A 22,603-nucleotide genomic window follows, 5' to 3' on the forward strand; every position below is an offset into this window, starting at 1 on the left:
GTATCTCGGTTTATATTGGTTTAAAATTTAAAAATACTGAACTGTCAATTTTGATGGATGAATTGTTATTTAGTCCAAAGTTATAAAGTCCAAAGTTATAAAGTCGAAAGTCATAAAGTTTAAAAAGTTTTCGTTTACAAGGACTTTAGACCTTTGACATTAAGACTTTATGACTTTTTTAAAGATTCCTCAACTGATTATCTTTTTTATCATTGCTGATGGTCCAAAAGAATCCTACAAAGAAAAAGCGATCGGCTGTAGGAATAATTTCTTTTCTGTTGTAATAGCCTGCATTGTCTGGATTGTTGGCATATTCGTATCCAAATACATTTTGAGAACCTAAAACATTAGAAACTGAGAAGTATAAAATCTTTTGCTGTGACAGTAAATACGCCCAATTGAAACTCAAACTGTTGTACGATTTTGTTTTTCCATTCATGAATTTCGTTTCGTTTGGATTGTTGTAAGGCCTTCCGGAACTGTAGGAATTCGTAAAACCTATTTGTGAATTCCAGTCATTTATCCAGTATTTAGTAACGATTGACAAACTGTGATCCGCAACAAAACTTGGCGTGACTTGAGAACTGAAATTTTTATAATCTCTCTCCGTATCGATGTACGAATAGGAAACCCAATATTCTAAGTTTTTGATGGATTTTCCGTCTCTCCAAAATAAATCCAGACCTTTCGCATAACCTGAACCTGAATTACTAAAAACCGAATTATAAGCTGCCATTTGAGTATCAAATTTTACTAAATCGCGATAGTCTTTATAATAGGTTTCGGCACGAAACGTTTTTCCGTTTTTATTGAACTGAAAATTCAAAATGTAATGTGATGCCTTTTCACTTTCAAACTGATTGTTGCTGGAATATTTGATGTATTCCGCACTTGGAGTTTGGGTAAAATCGCCATAAGCGAATGAAAACTGACTGTTTTTAGCCATTTTATACGCAAATGAAATTCGGGGTGAAATAGCCGTTTCATTCAGCAAATCATTATTCGAAGCTCTTAATCCTACTTTTGCAGCCCATTTTTTAGAGAAGAAAATATCAGCTTCTGTATAAACAGCTGCTATGTTCGAATCGTAGCCATTGGTGAAAACCGAACCTGAATTTTCATTGAAATCTTCATTGAATTGGGTAACAAAATAATCCGCTCCAAAGGAAAGTTTCAATCGGTCAGAAAAACTTTTTTTCAATTTTAATTTCAAATGGGCTGCATTTTCATCATTCGCCACTTTATCTGAATCCAGATTTATTTTGTTGTTGCTGTAGCCATAACTCAATCCAGTAGTAATCTGCCAATTGTTCCCAAAAACGCCTTTGTAAGACGAATTAAAATAGAAATTATTGTTGTTTAAATCCACTCTGATTTTCTCTGGCGAATTGATATTTTCCTGATTAATATCAAATTTAGAACTATCGAAAGCAGCGTATACTTTCAAAATCCCATTATTAAAGTTATAGCGATACACGGCTTCTCCTGACAAAGATTGAAAAGGGCTATTCCAATCCACATTTTGAGGAATAGCTGCTTGATACGGTGCTAAATTCAAGTAATTTGAATTGACGCTCAACGAACTTTTTTCCCATTTTTGAGTATTTCCAATTCCTAAACCAACGGTCATTAAAGAGATTTCGGTTTTGTTTTGATCTGGAGCATCTTGGGTGTTCAACAACAAAACACTGGATAAAGCTTCGCCATATTCCGCGGAATAACCACCCGTTGAAAATGACATTCCGCTGAACAAAAAAGGAGAAAATCGGCCTCTTGTAGGCACGTTATTTGTACTTGCTCCATACGGTTGCGCTACCCGAATCCCATCTACAAAGGTTTGCGTTTCATTGGCCTCGCCACCACGAACAAACAATCTTCCGTCCTCGCCTACCGTTTGTGTTCCTGGCAAGGTTTGTAAAGCGGCAATAATATTCCCCGCAGACCCAGCTGTTGTAACAATGTCTAAGGGTTTTAGGACAGAAATTCGGGCTTTATCACCAGCTTCTAATGTTCCTGCAGTAATGACAACCGCATCGAGAGATGTTACACTTTCTCGAAGTTTGATTGTTTTGTTTTGGAAATTAGCCACGTCAATTACTGTTTTTGAAGTTTCAAAAATCAAGAAACTAACAACCAAAGTTGGATTGCCCGTTGCTGTAGTTGTAAAACTAAATGCACCAGTTTGGGTAGTTGAAGCCCCATCATACCTCCCTTCGATAAAAACATTAGCGCCAAAAACTGGTTTCCCTTTCTCATCAAGTATTTTTCCGGAAATTGTTGTTTGTGCAAAAAGTAGTGCCGAAAATAAAAAAAGACTGAGTGCGATTATAGTTTTCATTTGATTTGATTTTTGATCAAGCAAATGTATTTTAGAAACACAGGAAGAAAAACTATACTGTACCGAACTGTTGAAATTAGAGGATGAGTTGTAATGAATTTAATTATAGATTATATTTACAACATTCAATTTTGTTCCACCAGCAGAATTTGCATGAGGGATAGCAGTGAAAATCCTCTCTTGTCTCGTTGTCAAAACGAGGCAATAGAGATTGTAACGGATAGCCCGACCGGAGCTTTTGCAGAGGGCATGCCCAAAAAAATAAGAAAATCAACCATGGAAATAAAGACAGAAAAAGAAAAAATGATTGCCGGTGAGTATTATTTAGCCGGAGATCCAGTTTTAGTAAAAGACAGACGAAGATCTAAAAACCTGCTCCATAGACTGAACGTTACGGAATACAGGATTACTAAAAAAGCGCGGGAAATAATCAAAGAGTTGATTCCGAATGCAGGTGCAAATCTTTACATTGAACCTCCTTTTTTTTGTGATTATGGTTCCAACATTCATTGCGGAGAGAATGTTTACTTTAACGTAAACTGTGTTGTTTTGGATTGTGCCAAAGTTACTATTGGATCTAATGTGTTTTTTGCACCCAATGTACAGTTGTATACAGCCACACATCCGCTTGAGGCTGAATTGAGAAAAACGCTAGAAAATGCCTTACCCATAACCATTGGTGATGATTGCTGGATTGGCGGAAATACGGTGATTTGTCCCGGAATTACGATTGGAAAGGGCTGCGTGATTGGTGCTGGTTCAGTAGTTACCAAAGACATTCCTGACAATTCATTGGCGGTAGGAAATCCGGCGAAAGTGATTCGGAAATTGAATGAATGATGAATATTGGAATTGCAATTTCTCAAAACTAAATTTTCCTATCTTTGTTATAACTACTTAAACAAATCATAATGAAACATCTTAAAACATTTTTAGTCTTGGCACTTATCGTTGTCGCAAACTCAGTTTCGGCACAATCCACTTTTGAAAAGTGGCCTGCGATAAAAGAATTTCACGAAGTAATGTCGCAAACTTTCCATCCAGCAGAAGAAGGAAATGTGGCTCCAATAAAAGCACGTTCAGAAGAAATGATGAACAAAGCAGCGATGTTATTAAAATCAGATATTCCAACAGAATTTAGAACAAACGCTATTCTAGCTTCAGCGGAACGACTGCAACTAAAAAGCAAAGCACTACACAAATTAGTAAAATCTAATGGAACTGATGCCGCAATTGTGAAATCAATTACGGACTTACACGACACTTTCCATGAAATTGTGGGACTTTGTTCCGATGCGAAAAATTAAAAACCTAAAGCCTAATCAACCGATTAGGCTTTTTCATTATAATACAAATGCTACAACTGAATAAAATTCATCATATTGCCATTATTTGTTCCGACTATCAGAAATCTAAAACGTTCTATACAACTATTTTAGGGCTTACAATTATTCAAGAAATTTATCGTGAAGAAAGACAATCGTATAAACTTGATTTAGCGCTTAACGGTGACTATGTGATTGAATTATTTTCATTTCCAAACCCACCAAAACGTCCTTCGGGTCCTGAAGCTGCTGGACTACGCCATTTAACTTTTGAAGTGAATGACATTCAAAAAACAAGAGATTATTTAGTGAATGAAAATATAGCTGCAGAAGCAATTCGTATAGATGAATTTACTCAAAAAAGCTTCTTCTTTATCGCAGATCCTGATAACTTACCAGTAGAGTTTTATGAAAAATAAAGTGTTTTTGTTTGTAAAAAAGTCAAAATAATATCTAAATCACAAAAAAAAATAGTCTATTCATTTTCTTTATTTGATTCCGATTATGTTTCTTTAATTTTGTACTACTTAGAAATTAATTTTTAAATGAACAATATCACACAAATTAAAAAAAATTATCGCTTTATTAAAGTTCAAAAACTAGTAATTGTATCGATACTAATTGGTTTTCTATCAGCTTTTTTAGGTGTTATTTTAAAAAATACAACCGAATATTATGAAGAAATCTTTTTTCACAAAACGGTCGTAAACCCAATATTTTTAGTTGTTTTCCCCGTTTTTGGATTGTCAATTATTTATTTTCTACGCGAATATGTATTCAAGAAAAAGGAAAATAAAGGCATAAAAGAAGTCTTTGAAAGCACTAATTCTCATTCGAATAATTTACCCAGTTATAAAATTCCTTCCCATTTCATTAACGGTTTACTGACCGTAGTTTTTGGAGGCTCTACTGGAATAGAAGTCTCGACAGTTGTTGCTTCAGCTGCAATAGGCTCTGTGGCACAAAGAAAACAAAATGTATTCCGACAATACAAAACCGAGTTAATCTGTGCGGGAGTTGCGGCAGGAATTACAGCATTATTCAGCAGTCCTATTGCCGGCCTTTTATTTTCATTGGAAGTAATCTCCAGAAAAGTAACTCGGGCATTTATATTAACCAATCTAATCGCTGTTTCAATCGCTTTTGGACTCCTTCATATATTGGACGAAAAACCTTTGTTTGCAGTATATAATATGACTTGGCATTTAAGAGCTATTCCCTACTTTTTACTGCTTGGAATTGTAGCAGGAATAAATTCGGTTTATTTAACCCGTTGTGTGTTGTTTTTTAAAGCACAATTTTCAAAAATAAAGGTACACTATTACAAAATCATCTTCGGATCTGTAATTTTAAGCGTTTCTCTTTTTGTATTTCCACAGCTTTATGGCGAAGGCTATCATGCCATCAAAACTATTTTCATCAATCCGAATGGAATGGTATTTTCAATGTCAATGGCAGTCACTTTCGTTGGAATTTTAGTTTTGAAACCTATTGTTACCTCAGCCACTTTAGCTTCAGGAGGAGATGGTGGTGTTTTTGCTCCAAGTTTGTTTATGGGAGCTTTTTTAGGATTACTGCTTGCTTTAATTTTAAATCAGTATTTCAATGCCAATGTAATTCCAATAAATTTCATCATAATAGGAATGGCAGCGGTTTTGAGTGCCAGTATTCATGCGCCTTTTACCGCCCTATTTTTAGTTTGTGGTTTAACCAATGATTATACGTTGTTTCTTCCAATTCTAGTGGTGTGTTTAATTTCGAAATACACGGCTAAAATGATTTATCCGTTCACCGTTTATTCCTATTCTCCAAGTTTAGCAAAATAATTATCGATGGAAGTTCAAAAAATAAAAAGGAGTTACCGCAAAACAAAATACATTCTGTACAAAGAAACATTGGTAAACTTCAAAGAACATTTCTGGGCATTTTTGGGTTCATTTATTGGCATCGGATTAATCGCTTACTTGCAATCGAAAACTTTATTACACACAGATGTGGTTTATTTAATAGGTTCGTTTGGTGCATCTAGCGTACTGGTTTATGGGATAATCCAAAGCCCATTAGCACAACCTCGAAATCTTGTGGGAGGACACGTTGTGTCTGCTATTGTAGGCGTAACAGTGGCTAAATTTATCCCTGATATTTTATGGATTGCCGCTCCTTTTGCCGTTTCCTCATCTATTGTTTTGATGCAAATGACAAAAACGCTTCATCCGCCAGGTGGCGCAACTGCACTAATTGCTATTATTGGTTCCCCAAAAATTAAAGAACTTGGTTATTGGTATGTCCTTTATCCTGTGCTAACTGGCTCGCTGATTCTTCTCATTATTGCATTGATTGTTAATAATATGACATCAAACAGACAATATCCAACTCATAAAAAATACCATAAGCTCCGAAAAAGAGTCGCAAGTGTTTTTAAAATTAAAAAAAACGACCAAAAACTCTAACTTCTAGTTTATATTAAGTACTAAAACAAGATTTTTCTTTTTTCTTTTCATCAAAAAATTTCGATATTCATGTATTCCTTCCTTGAGTATACGCAAAAATATTATTAACAAATCGAAAATCTAAAATCTAAATCTAAAATTATATTTTACCTTTGGACTTTCAATAAAAACAAAGATTATGGTTTATAAATTTAGAGTGATTCTAGACGCGGAAGAAGATGTTTTTAGAGACATTGCAATACTTGAAGACGATACCTTAGAAGATTTGCATAATGCAATTTTTAATTCCTTTGGCTTTGACGGAATGGAAGTAGCTTCTTTTTATACTTGTGATGAAACTTGGAACCAAGAAGAGGAAATTTCACTTTTTGATACCGGTGATGTTCCCGGTGAACAAAAGGTCATGAGCGATTACCAATTATCCGATATTTTAGATAAGCAAAACACTAAAATTCTTTATGTCTATGACTTCATCAATATGTGGACGTTCCTTGTGGAACTTGCTGCTGTAGAAGATCAAGTTATTGGTAATTTATATCCTGAAACTATTTTTTCTCATGGTGAAATGCCTGACGAAGCAATGGAAAAAAACTTTGAATCAGATAATGCAGATGATTACAATGACGAATTTGAAGATGGCTTAGACGAGGAGGATTTAGACATGTTTGAAGGCGATGACAGTTTTGAAGATTATGGATTTGAGGAGAATTGGAATTAATTTTCAGATACAAAGATTCAAAGTAACAAAGATTCAAAGGCTTTTAAAATAAAGAGGTATGAGTACATTTAGAGACTTATTAATTTGGCAAAAATCTATGATTTTAGTTACAGATATCTACGAGTTAACAAATTCATTTCCAAAAGAAGAAATTTACGGTTTGACTTCGCAAATTAGAAGAAGTTCAATATCAATTCCAAGTAATATTGCTGAAGGATATGGCAGAGACGGTAACAAAGATTATTTGAAATTTTTGAATATTGCGATAGCTTCATTATTCGAAATGCAAACACAACTTGAAATATCATTCAATTTAAAATATACCAACGAAATTCAATTTAACAAAATATACGGAGAAAGCAGAGAAATAGAAAGAATGTTAAGTTCATTCACTCGAAAAATTAAAGAGCGAATTTAAAACCTTAGTATCTTTGTCTCTTTGCTCCTTTGAACCTTATAAAAAAATATGATCAACTTATACAACACCCACATCGAAAGTTTATCCATTCACAGAGTGGGTAATAAAAGCAGAAACGAAGCGATTTTTTTATCGGAGCAACCGTTTAATCTGAATGATGAAATTGTGCCTTTGATGAAAGAATTTTTCTTTAAACCCTTTAGAGAAAAAGAAGAAAACTATTTTCAGTTTGCCCATGAAATTGATTTGGACTATAACGACATGTTCAAATTTGCAACGGAAGTTTTTGATAATCCAAGTACAATTCATGACGTTTCTAAAAAAATCACCTCACACTTATTTGAGCAGTCCAATCATCCTCACATCAAGAATGGTGAGGTATATGTTACCTATTTAACGAATGTGAGCATTGATAATAATGTCGTGGATGCAATAGGAATTTTCAAAAGTGAAATTCAAGCTGACTTTTTGCAGTTTGAAGAAAAAGCTTCACATTTGGAGATGATTTTACAACATGGTGTGAGTCTGAATAAGTTGGACAAAGGATGCATTATCTTTAATTATAAAAAAGAAGAAGGTTACAAAATCCTAACTGTTGACAGCAACCGTTATGATGCGAGATATTGGCTGGAACATTTCTTGTCCGTTGATGCTTTTGAAGATGAAAACTTCATCACGAAAAAATATTTGAAATTCTGTCAGAACTTTGCGAAAGATGTTGTTTTTCCTGCTGAAGACAAGAAAGAAGAAGTGATGTTTATGAACCGTTCTGTAAATTATTTTGCTAAAAACGATCAGTTCGAAGAAACGAATTTTCTTAATGAAGTTTTAGACAATCCCGACTTAATTCCTGAGTTTAAAAACTATAAAGTCGACAAAGGAGAGAAATACAGCATTGAAGATGTTACCTCATTCCCTATTGCGAATGCAGCGGTTTCTGATGCTCGAAAGTCCATCAAAAACGTCATTAATTTAGATACACATATCCAAATTAAAATGGATTTCATCAATCCAGAGAGTGCGGAAAAATATGTAGAAAAAGGTTGGGATGAAGAAAAACAAATGTATTATTACCTTGTTTACTTCAATAAAGAAGAGAAATCATAGCTTAAAAAGCACGCAATAACGCACTATAAAAAAGATTCAGTCCCCAATTCACTTATGTAATTGGGGATTTTTGCATTTAAAAATAAAACTCCAAAAACAATTCCTAAAATTTGGTTTATTTGTAAATTAGTAGCTCTTAAAATAAAAGAAAAATGGCGCGTAATTTTTTTAAAGAAAGTCCGTTCAAAACCCTAATATCATTTCATAAGCTTATTGAAGCCTTGGAAGCAATAGCGGTCACTAATGTGGATTATCGTGCTAATTATGCCACCGCTTTGTTAAAAGAAATAGCCCCCCTACCAGAATTTAGAACAGGCATTGAAGATTTGAGGATAATTTCTGAAAACGAAACTTTAATTAAGCATTTGCTAGCTGATTTATTTCCCACTGCATTAACAAATAATGAAATTAAGGCAGTTACAATTCCATTTCAAAATTTCACATTCAATTACACGGAAAGATTTAAGAAAATAGTTTCAGAAGCTGGTGTATTATTTGACATGGCCATCCGGGATTTTAATGAACATCAATTTTATATAATGAGTTGTACGTTGATTTTAAATGCGATTTACGGACAGAAAATCGACTTTAATAAGCCCTTATTTTACGATATACCAAACAAAAAAGGAATTATGAATCAGTATCGTATTTTGTACAATGCTGATTTTTTAGAAATAATTGCAACCGAAAAAGCACCAAAGCTATCGCAGGACGACATAGATTTGTTGATGGACAATTATGACAACCTTGCTTTATGGAAAGAAAAATTTCCTATTGAGAGTTGGATTCTCAAAGGATTTGGCATTGCCATTTTATTTGATGCCACCACGGAAAGTTCCATTTCAAAGTTAAAAAGCAATCTATTGAAGCCCGAAAAGGAGCAAATAGAGTTGCAAGAAAACTTCCAATCTATTTTTCGTTCCATTTTCAAAATTACTGATTTAAGAGTGGGAGTTATTGTTTACAATGAAGAAGAAGATAAATTTGTAAAACCCACATTGAATGACAAGAGTTTGACAAGTTTCATACTCGCAGATAGTGAAGAAGTAGCTTGTAAAAATGCACTTTTTAGTTGTTCTTTTGAAAATTTGTTGGAAAATAAAAAAATTATATCCATTTCAAATGTTGAAAAATTTGCGCAACAACCAGAAAATCAAATACTAGGCAATCATTTATTGAAACAAAATATTCAGAGCTGCATTTTTGCTCCCATTTTAAAAAACGGCCTACTTTTAGGAGTAGTTGAGCTCGTTTCCGGATATCCTAGGGAATTAAATAGTATTAACGCTTGCAAACTAGATCTGATTTTACCCTATCTAATTGATACCGTCGAGCGCTACAATTCGGATATGCAAAATCAAATTGAAGCCATAATCCAAAGGGAATATACTGCTATTCACCCAAGTGTTTACTGGAAATTCAGAAGGGAAGCAGTAGATTATTTTGAAACTAGCAGCCATAATAAAGGCTTCATTTTTAAAGAAATCGTATTCAAAGAAGTATATCCTTTATTTGGACAAATAGATATCAAAGGATCATCAGAACATAGAAACGAGTGTGTTAAGGAAGACCTGAAAAACCAAATTAGTGCTCTCATCCACCTTTTTAAAAATCAAGAATCAAAGATCAACTTAGTTTTACTGGAACAACGAAAATTTGAATTAGATTCCCTTCTTACGCAACTGGAATTACCCTTGAAAGCGGATACAGAGCAGCAAATTCAGCTTTATATTGAAAATGAGATTCATCCTATTTTAAATAATAGCGAAGCGGGTTCAACTGAAGCACTTTTAGTCGACAATTATTTCGAAAGTATAGATAAGAAATCGGGCCTGTTTTATCAATCCAGAAAGAAATTTGATAATGCCATATCTATTATCAATAAGAAACTAGCTTCACTCCTCGATAAAAAACAAATAGAGGCACAAAACATATATCCTCATTATTATGAGCGTTTCAAAACTGATGGTGTAGAACACAATCTTTATATAGGATCTTCGATTGCGCCATCAAAACCATTTGACACACTCTACCTCCATAATTTGAGATTGTGGCAATTACAAACCTTGTGCGAAATGGAGATCAAACACCACCAACTCAAACTCTCTTTGCCCTACGAACTTGATGTTACAGGATTAATTTTAGTTTTTAGTTCTCCCATTTCAATTCGCTTTAGAATGGATGAAAAACGTTTTGATGTAGATGGCACCTGTAATGCTCGTTATGAAGTGGTAAAAAAACGTATCGACAAAGCTACGATCAAAGGCAGCAGCGAGAGAATTACAGCCAAAGAAAAAATAACAATCGTTTATTCCCATACCAATGAAGAAACGGAATATTTGAATTACATTAAATTTTTACAATTCAAAAAGATTTTAGAACCTACAGTCGAACAATTTGAAGTAGAGGAATTACAAGGTATCTCTGGCTTGAAAGCAATAAGAGTAAAAATCAGCAATGAACATAGAAAGCAAATCCCACATAATTTTTCGTACCAAGATTTGCTGGATGAATTAAACTAAGCGCCCACCATCCTGAATGCAATTACAAAAGAAACAACTGATATTATAATTCCTATCATAAATAAATTGTAAGCAATTCTTAACAATCGGTATTTTTTTTCGAGAACCAATCCCAGAAAATACAAATCCTTAATCATTGAATTATATAGGTATTCCTTGTCTTTCATCATTTCATTCATTGCCCATTGGTACTCCTCCAAAGGCATTTTATAGAAATTTCCAAAAAAAAGCAAGTTCACTTTTTTGTTTTCGATGTCTTGTCGGGTAAAAACTCCTTTGGTCACTTTTGGTCGTGTTGAAAGTATCGCAAAAATTATAGTGGTTACACTGGACAAGAGCATGACAAAAGTAGGAATCATCAAATGAGCATTGTTAGGACTATCTAATTTAGGGATCAATGTTGAGAGTGCAATGGAAATAATTATAGCATTTACCGACAGTAATATATTCGCTTTACTATCTGCAATACCACTCAAACTAGTATGATTATTTAAGGTGATACGAAAAAGAGTATCGATGGCTCGTTCCGGTTTTTGTTCTTTTTCCCTTTTTTTTAATTCCTTCTCCAATTCTTCTTTAGCATTGCCTTCCATTTTTTTTCTTTTTTTCTTTAGGCGCTTTACCGTTTTTTCTTTTAATGGTTGCCAATTTCTCAAAGCATAATCCGTGTAGTACTTATGTCTATCCAACATAAATTCTATGTTTTCAGTATTCCAGTCATAATCAGAAAAGGTTTTTTGATCCATATTTTGCCACTCCATTCGCAACGCACCGCTCGTTGCCGCATAATCATCACTCGCTAAATGGAAGTAATCCGCATCCCTCATTATTTTTTCAATAGTACTTTTAGGTATATATCCGAATGCTGTTGACCGTATTAAATTTGCTATGTTGGCCATATAATCGGGCAATTTTTCATTTTCTTGCAGAAACTCGTTAGCGATTACCACACTAGATTCTTCATGATCATCACAACCATTAATATATCCCGAGTCATGAAACCATGCCGCAATTATCAAAATTTCTCTATCAGAAGAATTAAGATCTACTGCATCGGCGAGGGTTTTAGCAGCGGTAACGACATCAATTGTGTGTTGTAAATTATGATAGGTATATAAGGAAGAAAGTCTATCTTTGAATAATTTTTTAACAAATACTTCAGCCTGTTCTGTAAGATTCATGGACTTATTTTTATACTAAATTATGAAATTATTTTTGGATAAATGTTTTATTACCTCCAATAAAGCAGGTTTTATATTTTTTATTACAGCGCTATTTTTTCAATCGTGTGCAACACATCATGCCCAGTTTGGAAAAAACATCAAAAATGTAGTTTCCCAGAACGCAACAGACAGTTCAGCAATTGCGCATACTTTTTATTTAATTGGAGATGCTGGTAACGCCAATGAAAAGAAAGCACAGCAAACATTACTTATACTAGAGGAACGTTTACAAAAAGCCCATAAAAACAGTACTCTTTTATTTCTTGGTGATAATATTTATCCAAAAGGATTGCCAGCAACTGATAGTCCAAATGAACGAATTATCGCGGAAAGTAAATTGACAAATCAACTTAAATTATCTAAAAAATTTAAAGGGCAAACTATTTTCATTCCCGGAAACCATGATTGGTATAGCGGTATTAAGGGATTAGAACGCCAGGCTAAATTTGTAACGGAGTACCTCAACGACAAGAAATCATTCCTTCCTAGAAAAAGTTGCGGTATTGATGATTTAGAAATCAATGAAAATCTGGTTTTAATCACTATCGACAGCCAATGGTTTTTAGAGGATTGGGACAACAGCCCCACAATAAATAATGATTGCACGATCAAAACTCGAGAAGCTTTTTTTGAAGAATTTGAAAACCTTCTAAGTAAGAATCAAGAAAAAACAGTAATTCTAGCGCTGCATCACCCGCTAATGAGCAATGGATCACATGGAGGTCAATTTTCGCTCGAAAAACAACTTTTCCCCTTAGAACAAAAGATTCCGCTTCCAATTTTAGGTTCTGTAATAAATTTTGTCCGAAAAACATCTGGAGCAAGTCCACAAGATATTCAAAATAAGCAATACAGCCTTTTTATCAAAAGGGTTAAAACACTACTTCAAAATCAGGACAATGTTATTGTAGTATCTGGCCATGATCACAATTTACAGTATATTGAAAAAGACAGTATAAAGCAAGTTATCAGTGGTGCAGGTTCTAAATCTGAAGCTGCTAAAGCACTTTACCCAAATGATTTTTCCTATGGTCGAAATGGATATGCTTCTTTGGCAATATATGAAAATGGAGCGGCAAAAGTATCTTTTTATGGCCAAGAAAACAATATCGAAAAACTAATCTTTGAAAAATTGGTGTTGGACAAAAAAGAGAATTATAACACGAAAGTATTTTCAACCTCATTTCCCAAAACAACTACCGCTAGTATTTACACTTCAAAACAAACCCAGAAATCAGGGTTTTACAGGTTCTTTTTCGGAAACCACTACCGCAAATATTACAGCCTACCCATAGTGGCTACAACTACTACAATTGATACTCTTTATGGAGGATTACAACCAAAGCGTTCCGGCGGAGGACATCAATCTAATTCCTTACAACTCATTGATAAAACGGGAAAAGAATATGTGATGCGTGCTATGAAAAAAAGCACAACACGTTTTATACAATCCGTAGCTTTCAAGAATCAGTTCATCCAAGATGAATTTGACGATACGTATGCCGAAAATTTATTATCTGATTTTTATACGACTGCACATCCATATACGCCCTTTGCTGTAGGTAATTTAGCAGCAAAAATAGGTGTTGCACATGCGAATCCCAACTTATACTACATCCCAAAACACAGCGCGTTGCAAAATTTTAATGCTGAATTTGGAAACGAATTATACTTGGTGGAAGAGCGTCCAACAGATAGCCAAAAGGATGTAGCAAGTTTTGGCAATCCAATGGCCATCATCAGTACAAAAGAGGTATTGAAAAACCTACACAAAGACGAAAAATACACAATAGATGAAAGTGCTTATATTAAAGCGCGATTATTTGACATGCTTATAGGCGATTGGGACCGTCATGAAGATCAGTGGCGTTGGGGCGAATATAAAGTAGGTCAAAAAGTAATTTACAAACCCATCCCGCGAGATCGAGATCAAGCATTTACAAAATATGATGGTGCGTTGCTCTTTGTATTAATGAAAAGTATACCATTACGTCACATGCAGTCTTTTAGGGAAAAAATGAAAAACGTCAAATTGATGAATCGAGAACCTTACCCCTTAGACCTCGCTTTTATAAAAACTGCCGATGAAAACGAATGGATCAAACAAGCAAAATACATCCAAGATAATCTATCAGATGAAGCTATAGAGGCGGCCTTTGATAATTTACCTGAGGCAGTACAAGATGAGACATTGCAAGATATCAAACGAAAATTAAAACTTCGTAAAAAAGAATTACAGCAGTCAGCCTCGCAATATTACTCGGTTTTACAACACACTGTTTTAATTGTTGGAACAGATAAAAAAGACAAGTTTGTAATCCAGAATAAAGGAAGAAACAAACTCGAAATCCAAGTGTTTCGCCTGAAAAATGATGGAGACGAACTACAATTTACTAAAAACTTCAACGCTAAAAACACAAAAAAAATATGGATCTATGGTTTAGATGACGATGATATTTTTGAAGTAAAAGGAAAAGCACAATCAGGAATTAAAATCAGACTAATTGGAGGTCAAAATGAGGATTCTTACATTGTTGAAGACGGAAGAAAAATTAAAATTCATGATTTTAAGTCTAAGACTAATACGTATGCATTAGATGCGAAGAGTAAAATTTTATTATCAGACGACTACGAAACTAGCTTATATGACTATACAAAACCAAAATATAATGCTTTTTCAGGACTTCCAAATATTGGATTTAATCCTGATGACGGAATAAAAATAGGCATTGTAGCCGGTTATCTTGTTAATGATTTTAAACAAAATCCCTACACTCAAAAGCACAGCTTAAAAACGAATTATTTCTTTGCGACAAAAGGGTATGAGGTTATTTATAATGGTAAATTTCCAAAATTATTTGGCAAATGGGATCCTGATTTTGAGAGCCGTTTCACCAGTCCTAATTTCACGATTAATTACTTCGGCTACGGAAATGAAACGGTAAACGAAGATGATGCGTTTGGTATGGATTTCAATCGCGTTCGCATTCGCATGCTAAAAGTAATGCCGTCCATTAAAAGAGTTGGGAAATATGGCAGTACCTTTCAGCTTCAAACCAGTTTTGAAAGAATCACCGTTGAAGAAACTATGAATCGGTTTGTAGATCTTTCTCCAAGTGTAAATACAGCTGTTTTTCAAAGTCAACAATTTGCTGGAGCAATGATGAAATACAGTTTTGAAAATTATGACATATCATCTTTTCCCTCTATGGGAATGGGGTTTAGTATCGCAGGTACGTGGAAAATGAATCTAGAAGATACCAAAAGAAATTTTCCTGCACTAGAAAGCAAGCTTAATTTTAATCACAAAATAGACGCCAACGGAAAGCTAGTGTTCGCAACTATACTTAAAGGAAAAGCCGTATTGAATGACAATTTTGAATTTTACCAAGGAACGACTTTAGGAGGTGATTATGATTTAAGAGGTTTCAGAAATGAACGCTTTTTAGGCAATCGCTCTTTCTATCAAAGTAGTGATATTCGTTTGAATTTAGGAAAAATAAAAAAGACCATTATACCGATGTCTTACGGTGTCTTAGGTGGTTTTGATTACGGTAGAGTATGGCAGAAAGGGGAAAGTTCAGATAAATGGCACCAGTCATTTGGTGGCGGCTTATGGCTTAACGGACTAAATGTATTAACGGCCCGGATCACTTATTTTAAAAGTGCAGGCGAAGAAGCACGGATTGCTTTTGGTTTAGGATTTGGATTTTAACATTTTAAGACTGACATTATACACATTTCCTCCAATGCTTTTGGTTCTTTCATCAGCAAGGAATAAGCGGTCATTATCTTTAAAACAAGCCGCTTCTTTTTGAGAGAAATGATTTAATTCCAAAACAGTTTTGGTACCATTAAGAAAGTCATCGTTTTTAAAATTTTCAAATAAAAATAATTTGTCGTGTGTTAAAACAGCAACTTTCTCATCATTTGGGCTAATGGTTGCACTCGTGATTGCGCAACTATTGTACACTGTACATGTTTCAAATTCTCCCATTAAAACCGCTTGATGAACTCCTGGCGCATTCGGTATTTTATATAAAAATGCTGTTCCGTCAAATCCTTTGCTTCTATTTTTTGTAAAAAGATAGAAATTATCTTTAAACTCGAAAAAACCTTCTACATCATAAAACATTTCTGATTTCTTAGGTGGAAAATCTTTTTGTTCAGGATAAGTAAAAGAGATTTTGTACACTGGTGTTGCACTTTTGCTTCGTAACGCGTTTTTATCAATTTTGTAGATACTCAAGTCCTTTCTTTCATTGTCATTATTGCCAAAATCGCCAATATAGAGATTCCCTTCTTTGTCTTTTGTGATGTCTTCCCAATCGATATTATCTGTGTTTGCGATGGTTAAGATATTCTCAATTTTTCCATTAGAATTAATACTATAAATTGCATTTGGGTTACCATGATCTTCTAATACCCATAACAAATTGGCACCAGGGACATACGTTATTCCTGACACCTCTTTTAATTTATTGGGCAAAGAAAAGAGTGGCGTCAAAGTACTTGATTCTTGCTGACAACCCATTAAAACAAAAGAGAAACTCAATAAAAAATATTTTTTCATAAAAAAGAACTTGACGTTAATTTGAATAGCATAAGGAATTAATAAAAAGTAGTTAAGGAAATTCCTTCTTATTAGTGGTTGCAAAAATTAAACAATACGAATTGAATAGTAGCGTGATCAAAAATCATTTTAATATGTTCAATACAAATAAACCAATACTTACATTCTTGATTTAAATAAATTAATGCTTTTGAAATTTCGAGTAATAAATTCAAATGCTGCATTCATAATTTCTCCCATAGATTTGGCTTTTTTGAAATTCAAATCATTGGTATAATTGTACAGTTCCATTTGTAACTGATGCAAATGTGCTTCGGGTGCAAGTTCATCCTCTCCCATAATTTCCAACAATCTGTTGATTCTATTTTCAGCAGAAATCATTCTTTTGGCTAACACAGAACGCTCCTCATCTTTGTATTGCTCGATTGAACTATTTTGAAGTTTTTCTTTTACCAATTTTACCATTGGATAATTTTCTTTAAAAAACTGTGGGCGATACACTTTAAAATTGCCTTCGTAACATTGCTGATCAAAATCAATGGCGCGTATTTTATAGACTACTTGGTCAAAATCATGCGTAGGAACAATTACATAATTATAAGAACGCATATCCCCTAGTAACCGAATCATACAACGTTCATTAAACTTTACAAACTCTTTTGCGATCTGTGACTTTTCCGTTTCTGTACAATCTTTCAATAAGGTTTTTATAAATACATCGCCTGGAATCCCCATGATGTGCTCCTCAATTAAAGTGTCTTGGTACACTAAAAAATTGATTTTATCAGGGGAAAGAATGTGTTCTAATTCCAAACCATAAACACGGGAAGCATCGGCTTTTTTGATATAAAAGTGCGTATAATTATCATTAAGTATGTTCCTTACTTTTATTCGAAAAGGCTTCGAGTTTCCAAAAGTACAATAGTCTATAGAATCCACATTTAAGAATTTAATAATTCCTAAATTACCATCGGAGTGCAATAGTGAATAGATCTTTTTAAGATTCAAATCAATTTCTTCTCTTTCAAACTCATTGTAATACACTCTAATCCATAACGTATCCTCATCGTTTTTATCATACACCGTTACTGAACCTGTAAATCGCAATAAATCATCATAAAATATGGAGACTTTTGATATGCGATCAAACCGCTCTAAATACTGCAAAAGAGCATCATTTATAGGGTACGATGGTTTTTTAAAAATCATTACTGGCTCGCTCATCTGAAAAAAATTTACAACAAAATTACAACAAATTAAGCTGCTGACTGGTGCATGAGTTCAACTAAACCTATACGAACTTATTAACTAACGATAATATTGTAATAAAAAAGATTCTAGCGTGTTTAAACGGCCTTCTTAACTTCAATTATAGCAAATTTCTTGGCAATAAATTCCTTATACTATTAAAATTTTGACTTCGAAAAAAAAAAATAAAAACAGTGTTAAACTTAAAACTACAAAACTAAATGTCGCAGCACAGGCTGAATTAAATTCCTGCTCAATTTATCCCAAACTAACAATAAACAAGCAGCTTCATTTTTTTTGTTTACTAAACGATAATTACCAAAATCATAAATACTTGTACTACAGCTATTTAAATGTTTTACTATTAAACAAACCCAAATCACAGAGAGAGTCCAACCTCAACAAAAAATAGCAGCTGATTAAAAAGTATTTAAAATAAAATTTATTATACCATCTTGACACCCTGTTATTTATTGTTAAAAAAAAAATATGCTGAATTATAAACTTTATATTTGGAAATCCCAATTTACCCAAAACATTTATTACCTACTAATGACAAATAAACTTGAACTCTACTTCAAGGCTGCGCAATCAGCTAAGATTGGTATATGGAAAATGAATGTGCAAACAGATCAAGTTATTTGGGATGCAGTAATAAAATGCATTCTTGAAGTTCCTGTTGATTTTGAGCCTGTTAATGGAAACGAAATTAATTTTTATACCGAAGGAGAAAATAGAGACCGGATTAAAAATAGGATTTATAGTGCAATTCATGAAGGAATTTCGTTTGACGATAAATTCCAAATTACTACCGCTAAAAACAATATAAAATATATAGAATGCATCTGTCAAGTGGAAATGATTGATGGAAAACCAGCTAATTTATTAGGTACTTTTCAGGACATCACAAATGAACAGAACCTGATTAATGAGCTTCAATTAAATGTAGAGAAATTTTCGTCCATCTTTTCTAGTGCCAATGACTCTATATTTATTATTGACACTTCTAATGGCATCATAACGGATTGTAATCCGAGATCCTCAGTCCTCACTGGATATGATGTGTCTGAATTAAAAGGCATCCATTACACCGAATTATTTCCAGAAGAATTGACAAAAGAAGCCCATTTTTTTCTAAAATATAATTTGCACAGAAATGAGTATACCGTTGATGAAACCTTCATAAAAACTAAGTCGGGAGATTCAATTCCGGTAGATATAGCCTCTGGAAAGAAATTTCAGGTGGATGACATCACCTATTTAGTGTGTTTCATCAGAGACATCAGCGAAAGAAAGATTGCTGAAAACAAAATGACTTTACTATCACTTGCTGCATCTGAGACAACAGACACCATAGTAATTGCTGATAAAAATGGAATCGCTGTATGGGCAAACCAAGCTTATTTAGACCTAACGGGTTTAACAATGGATGAAGTTTTAGGACAAAAACCAGGATATTTATCTAAAGGCCTTGAAACGGATGCAACTGCCACATCATTGATGCGAAAAGCAATTGAAGACCATGAAAGTATTACTATTATGGTGGTTAACTATAACAAGAAAAAAGAAAAATATTGGTTTGAATTGAATATCACGACAGCATTTGATAATCACAATAACCTTATAAATTTTATTGGTGTAGGACGAAATGTAACTTCGAGAATTGAAAAAGAACTAGAACTAAAAAAACTTTTAGAAGTCACTAGTAATCAGAACAATAAATTATATAACTTTACACATATCGTTTCCCATAATATCCGTTCTCATACCAGTAATTTATCTATGATAGTAGATGTGATAGAAAACACTGATGATATCCAAGAAAAACTTTCCTATTTTGAATTGTTTAAAGAAGGAACGGAAAAACTGTCTGAATCGATTGAATATTTGAATGAAATAATAACAATTCAGCAAAATACAAATATCGAAAAAAAAGAAATTTGTTTAAAACACGAAATCGAAAAAACAAAAAAGGCATTAAGATTAGTCATTAAAGAAAGTAAAATAATTATAACGGACACCATTCCAGAAGATCTCATGGTTACAGCCATACCAGCCTATTTGGATAGTATTTTACTCAACTTAATTACCAATGCTATAAAATACAAATCAAATCAGCGCACTGCTACCTTAGAAATAGGATATAAAATTATTGACAACTTCAATGTCATAAATTTCAAAGACAACGGATTAGGATTAGATTTAGAAAAAAATGGACATAAAATTTTTGGTATGTATAAAACCTTCCATGGCAATGAAGATGCTAAAGGAATTGGATTATTTATTACTAAAAATCAATTAGAAGCTATGAATGGTAAAATTGAAGTAGAAAGTGAACTAGATCTCGGTTCAAATTTTAAAATATATTTAAATGAAAAATAAATTAACTTATATCATAGATGATGACAAATTAACCGTTAAACTGATGAGCATTCTTATCTCTAAAAATAAGTTTTGCGAAGAAATTCAATCTTATAATAATGCTCAACATGCATTAGAAGAGCTAAAAAAAAATGAATTTGACAAAGTAATTCTACCCGATGCCATTTTACTCGACCTGAATATGCCAATTATGGATGGGTGGCAATTCCTGGACGAGTTTATTGAATTATCATTAAAAAAAGAGATCTTTATCTTTATTATGACTTCTTCAATTGACCCGGCTGACATCGAAAAAGCGAAGGAATATCAAATAGTGAAAGACTATATTGAAAAACCAATTACCGCTAAAAAACTAGACGCAATTTGCAAATTAATTGGAGAAATAAACTAATTCTGATTAAATAGTAACAAAATCTGTCCTTGTTCGTCCTATATAAAAACATATAAAGATGAATTCCTTGGAAACGATACTTTCAGTCAAAAATCTCAATAAACGTTATGGCGCACTCCAAGCTTTAAAAAACGTTTCTTTCGAAATAAAAAAAGGCAATGTCTACGGGATCTTAGGTCCTAATGGGAGCGGAAAATCAACCACCTTAGGTATTGCTTTAAACGTGGTCAACAAAACTTCTGGCGAATACAGCTGGTTTGGCGGAACCATGGAAACACATCAAGCCCTGAAAAAAGTAGGCGCGATTATCGAAAGACCAAATTTCTACCCCTATATGACCGCTAAGGAGAACTTAGAATTAGTGTGCAAAATCAAAGGGATTAATGATGCTAAAGTCAATGAAAAGTTAGAACTAGTAGGTTTGACAGATCGCCAAAACAGTAAATTCAGTACCTTTTCATTAGGTATGAAACAACGATTAGCAATCGCTTCGGCACTATTGAATGATCCTGAAATCTTAATTTTAGACGAACCCACAAATGGCTTAGATCCGCAAGGAATCCATCAAATTAGAGATATTATCAAACAAATTGCCTCTAAAGGGACAACCATACTGCTCGCTTCGCATTTATTAGACGAAGTGGAAAAAGTGTGTACTCATGTTTTAGTATTACAAAAAGGAGTGGTTTTATATACCGGTTTAGTCGATGGAATGTCAGCTAACGAGGGATTTTTTGAAGTAGAGGCAAATGACATTCTCAACTTAATAAGCGTTTTACAAACGCATCCCGCCACTAAAAATATTGTTCAGGAGCAAGGAAAAGTTTTGGTTTATCTTAAAGAAAATTTGGAAGCAAGAGACTTGAATCGTTTTCTTTTTGAAAATAATATAGTTTTAAATCATTTGGTGAAACGAAAAAACAGCTTGGAAGAACAATTTTTAGAATTGACTCAAAAAAAATAAAAGCAGATAAAGCAATTGCTCGAGCTACATTTAAATCTTATTACAAAACACTAAATCTTAAGCTTCAGTTCTTAAGTATTAATACTCAATTTATGAAACGACTTCTCTCCATAGAACTACAAAAAATTTGGAAAAACAAAGCCAGTCGGGTTTTGACATTGACCTACTTTATACTTTTAACCTTCATTGCATTAATAGCCTCTATAAAATTTGATTTAGGAATTTTTAAATTTCACTTGGCTGAAATGGGAATTTTCAACTTTCCGTTTATTTGGCATTTCAACACGTACATTGCAGCGATACTAAAACTATTTTTAGCCATCGTAATTGTTTCGATGATGGCGAATGAATACAGTTATGGAACGCTAAAGCAAAACTTAATTGATGGCATGAGCAAAGCAGAATTTATTCAGTCTAAATTTTTAACCGTTGTTTTATTTGCATCAGTATCTACCATTTTTATTTTTATAATGTCACTGATTTTAGGATTTAGTTTTTCATCTTATACGGAATTCAGCATCGTATTTTCTGATTTGGAATACCTGCTTGCCTATTTCATAAAATTAGTTGGTTTCTTTTCGTTTTGTTTATTTTTAGGGATTTTGGTAAAACGATCCGCCTTTGCGCTAGGATTTTTATTAGTTTGGAATATTATCGAAGGAATTGTAAAAGGTATTTTAACTTTCAAGATTTTTCCAGAAAGTACCACAGCGGCTTCCATTATGCAGTTTTTTCCTTTGGAATCCATGTCGAATTTAATCATTGAACCCTTTACACGTTTATCAGTGGTGAAAAACTTGGGAACACAAATTGGATTAGATAATATTAAAAAATATGATGTCGAACTGTCTTCCCTTATAATTGTTTTATGCTGGACCGTGATTTTTATTTTCCTTTCGCATCGATTATTAAAAAATAGAGATTTGTAGTATCTTTATAGCGCT

18 protein-coding genes are annotated in these 22,603 nt (G+C 33.4%); 14 read left to right on the forward strand and 4 right to left on the reverse strand.

Annotation, left to right across the window (positions count from 1 at the left end):
• Positions 1-178 precede the first annotated feature (178 nt).
• Positions 179-2,338, reverse strand: coding sequence for a TonB-dependent receptor (locus BLS90_RS12150; protein WP_091258082.1), 2,160 nt, complete (start codon positions 2,336-2,338; stop codon positions 179-181).
• Between the two features lie 282 nt (positions 2,339-2,620).
• Between BLS90_RS12150 and BLS90_RS12155 the strand changes: the two genes are divergently transcribed.
• From BLS90_RS12155 to BLS90_RS12195, 9 genes are all read left to right on the forward strand, one after another.
• Positions 2,621-3,178 carry a sugar O-acetyltransferase gene (locus BLS90_RS12155; protein WP_091258129.1) on the forward strand — a complete coding sequence of 186 codons (558 nt, stop codon included), beginning with the start codon at positions 2,621-2,623 and terminating at the stop codon, positions 3,176-3,178.
• Between the two features lie 71 nt (positions 3,179-3,249).
• Entirely contained in the window at positions 3,250-3,645 is a 396-nt protein-coding gene (locus BLS90_RS12160; RefSeq protein ID WP_091258084.1) for a hypothetical protein, read from the forward strand.
• A 47-nt stretch (positions 3,646-3,692) separates the two neighbouring features.
• The gene (gene gloA2 / locus BLS90_RS12165) at positions 3,693-4,082 is read left to right on the forward strand and encodes an SMU1112c/YaeR family gloxylase I-like metalloprotein (RefSeq protein WP_091258085.1); all 390 of its coding nucleotides are present in this window, start codon (positions 3,693-3,695) and stop codon (positions 4,080-4,082) included.
• 126 nt (positions 4,083-4,208) lie between these two features.
• Complete coding sequence (locus tag BLS90_RS12170) at positions 4,209-5,489, forward strand: chloride channel protein (RefSeq protein ID WP_091258087.1); 1,281 nt, start codon at positions 4,209-4,211, stop codon at positions 5,487-5,489.
• Between the two features lie 6 nt (positions 5,490-5,495).
• Complete coding sequence (locus tag BLS90_RS12175; protein ID WP_091258088.1) at positions 5,496-6,113, forward strand: HPP family protein; 618 nt, start codon at positions 5,496-5,498, stop codon at positions 6,111-6,113.
• Between the two features lie 178 nt (positions 6,114-6,291).
• Positions 6,292-6,831: an IS1096 element passenger TnpR family protein gene (locus tag BLS90_RS12180; protein ID WP_091258090.1), complete on the forward strand. Its 540-nt coding sequence runs from the start codon at positions 6,292-6,294 to the stop codon at positions 6,829-6,831.
• Between the two features lie 58 nt (positions 6,832-6,889).
• Positions 6,890-7,249, forward strand: coding sequence for a four helix bundle protein (locus BLS90_RS12185; protein WP_091258092.1), 360 nt, complete (start codon positions 6,890-6,892; stop codon positions 7,247-7,249).
• 48 nt (positions 7,250-7,297) lie between these two features.
• Positions 7,298-8,356 carry a nucleoid-associated protein gene (locus BLS90_RS12190; RefSeq protein ID WP_091258093.1) on the forward strand — a complete coding sequence of 353 codons (1,059 nt, stop codon included), beginning with the start codon at positions 7,298-7,300 and terminating at the stop codon, positions 8,354-8,356.
• A gap of 152 nt (positions 8,357-8,508) precedes the next feature.
• Positions 8,509-10,878, forward strand: a complete 2,370-nt coding sequence (locus BLS90_RS12195) for a GAF domain-containing protein (RefSeq protein WP_091258095.1) — start codon at positions 8,509-8,511, stop codon at positions 10,876-10,878.
• Here the strand turns inward: BLS90_RS12195 and BLS90_RS12200 are convergent.
• Positions 10,875-12,059 (reverse strand): Pycsar system effector family protein, encoded by a 1,185-nt coding sequence (locus BLS90_RS12200; RefSeq protein ID WP_091258097.1) that lies wholly within the window; start codon positions 12,057-12,059, stop codon positions 10,875-10,877. The two genes, BLS90_RS12195 and BLS90_RS12200, sit on opposite strands and share 4 nt — an antisense overlap.
• 22 nt (positions 12,060-12,081) lie before the next feature.
• On the opposite strand from BLS90_RS12200, the gene BLS90_RS12205 reads away from it, so the two are divergent.
• A complete protein-coding gene (locus BLS90_RS12205) occupies positions 12,082-15,816 on the forward strand; it encodes a metallophosphoesterase (RefSeq protein ID WP_091258099.1) in 3,735 nt (1,244 codons plus the stop codon).
• On the opposite strand, the gene BLS90_RS12210 is transcribed toward BLS90_RS12205, so the two are convergent.
• Together BLS90_RS12210 and BLS90_RS12215 are read right to left on the reverse strand one after the other, a co-directional pair.
• On the reverse strand, positions 15,799-16,674 hold the full coding sequence (locus BLS90_RS12210) for an SdiA-regulated/phytase-like domain-containing protein (RefSeq protein WP_091258101.1): 876 nt from the start codon (positions 16,672-16,674) through the stop codon (positions 15,799-15,801). The two genes, BLS90_RS12205 and BLS90_RS12210, sit on opposite strands and share 18 nt — an antisense overlap.
• A 159-nt stretch (positions 16,675-16,833) precedes the next feature.
• Positions 16,834-17,898, reverse strand: coding sequence for a hypothetical protein (locus tag BLS90_RS12215; RefSeq protein WP_091258103.1), 1,065 nt, complete (start codon positions 17,896-17,898; stop codon positions 16,834-16,836).
• A 576-nt stretch (positions 17,899-18,474) separates the two neighbouring features.
• On the opposite strand from BLS90_RS12215, the gene BLS90_RS12220 reads away from it, so the two are divergent.
• From BLS90_RS12220 to BLS90_RS12235, 4 genes are all read left to right on the forward strand, one after another.
• Entirely contained in the window at positions 18,475-20,304 is a 1,830-nt protein-coding gene (locus BLS90_RS12220; RefSeq protein WP_175455480.1) for a sensor histidine kinase, read from the forward strand.
• Entirely contained in the window at positions 20,294-20,695 is a 402-nt protein-coding gene (locus BLS90_RS12225; protein ID WP_091258108.1) for a response regulator, read from the forward strand. The genes BLS90_RS12220 and BLS90_RS12225 overlap by 11 nt, the downstream gene beginning before the upstream one ends.
• Before the next feature lie 67 nt (positions 20,696-20,762).
• Positions 20,763-21,659 (forward strand): ABC transporter ATP-binding protein, encoded by an 897-nt coding sequence (locus BLS90_RS12230; RefSeq protein ID WP_091258131.1) that lies wholly within the window; start codon positions 20,763-20,765, stop codon positions 21,657-21,659.
• Positions 21,660-21,751: 92 nt separating this feature from the next.
• Positions 21,752-22,588, forward strand: coding sequence for an ABC transporter permease (locus BLS90_RS12235; protein ID WP_091258109.1), 837 nt, complete (start codon positions 21,752-21,754; stop codon positions 22,586-22,588).
• Positions 22,589-22,603: the final 15 nt, after the last annotated feature.

Origin of the sequence: Flavobacterium omnivorum (assembly GCF_900099915.1) — a bacterium.
Taxonomy (GTDB): Bacteria; Bacteroidota; Bacteroidia; order Flavobacteriales; family Flavobacteriaceae; genus Flavobacterium; species Flavobacterium omnivorum.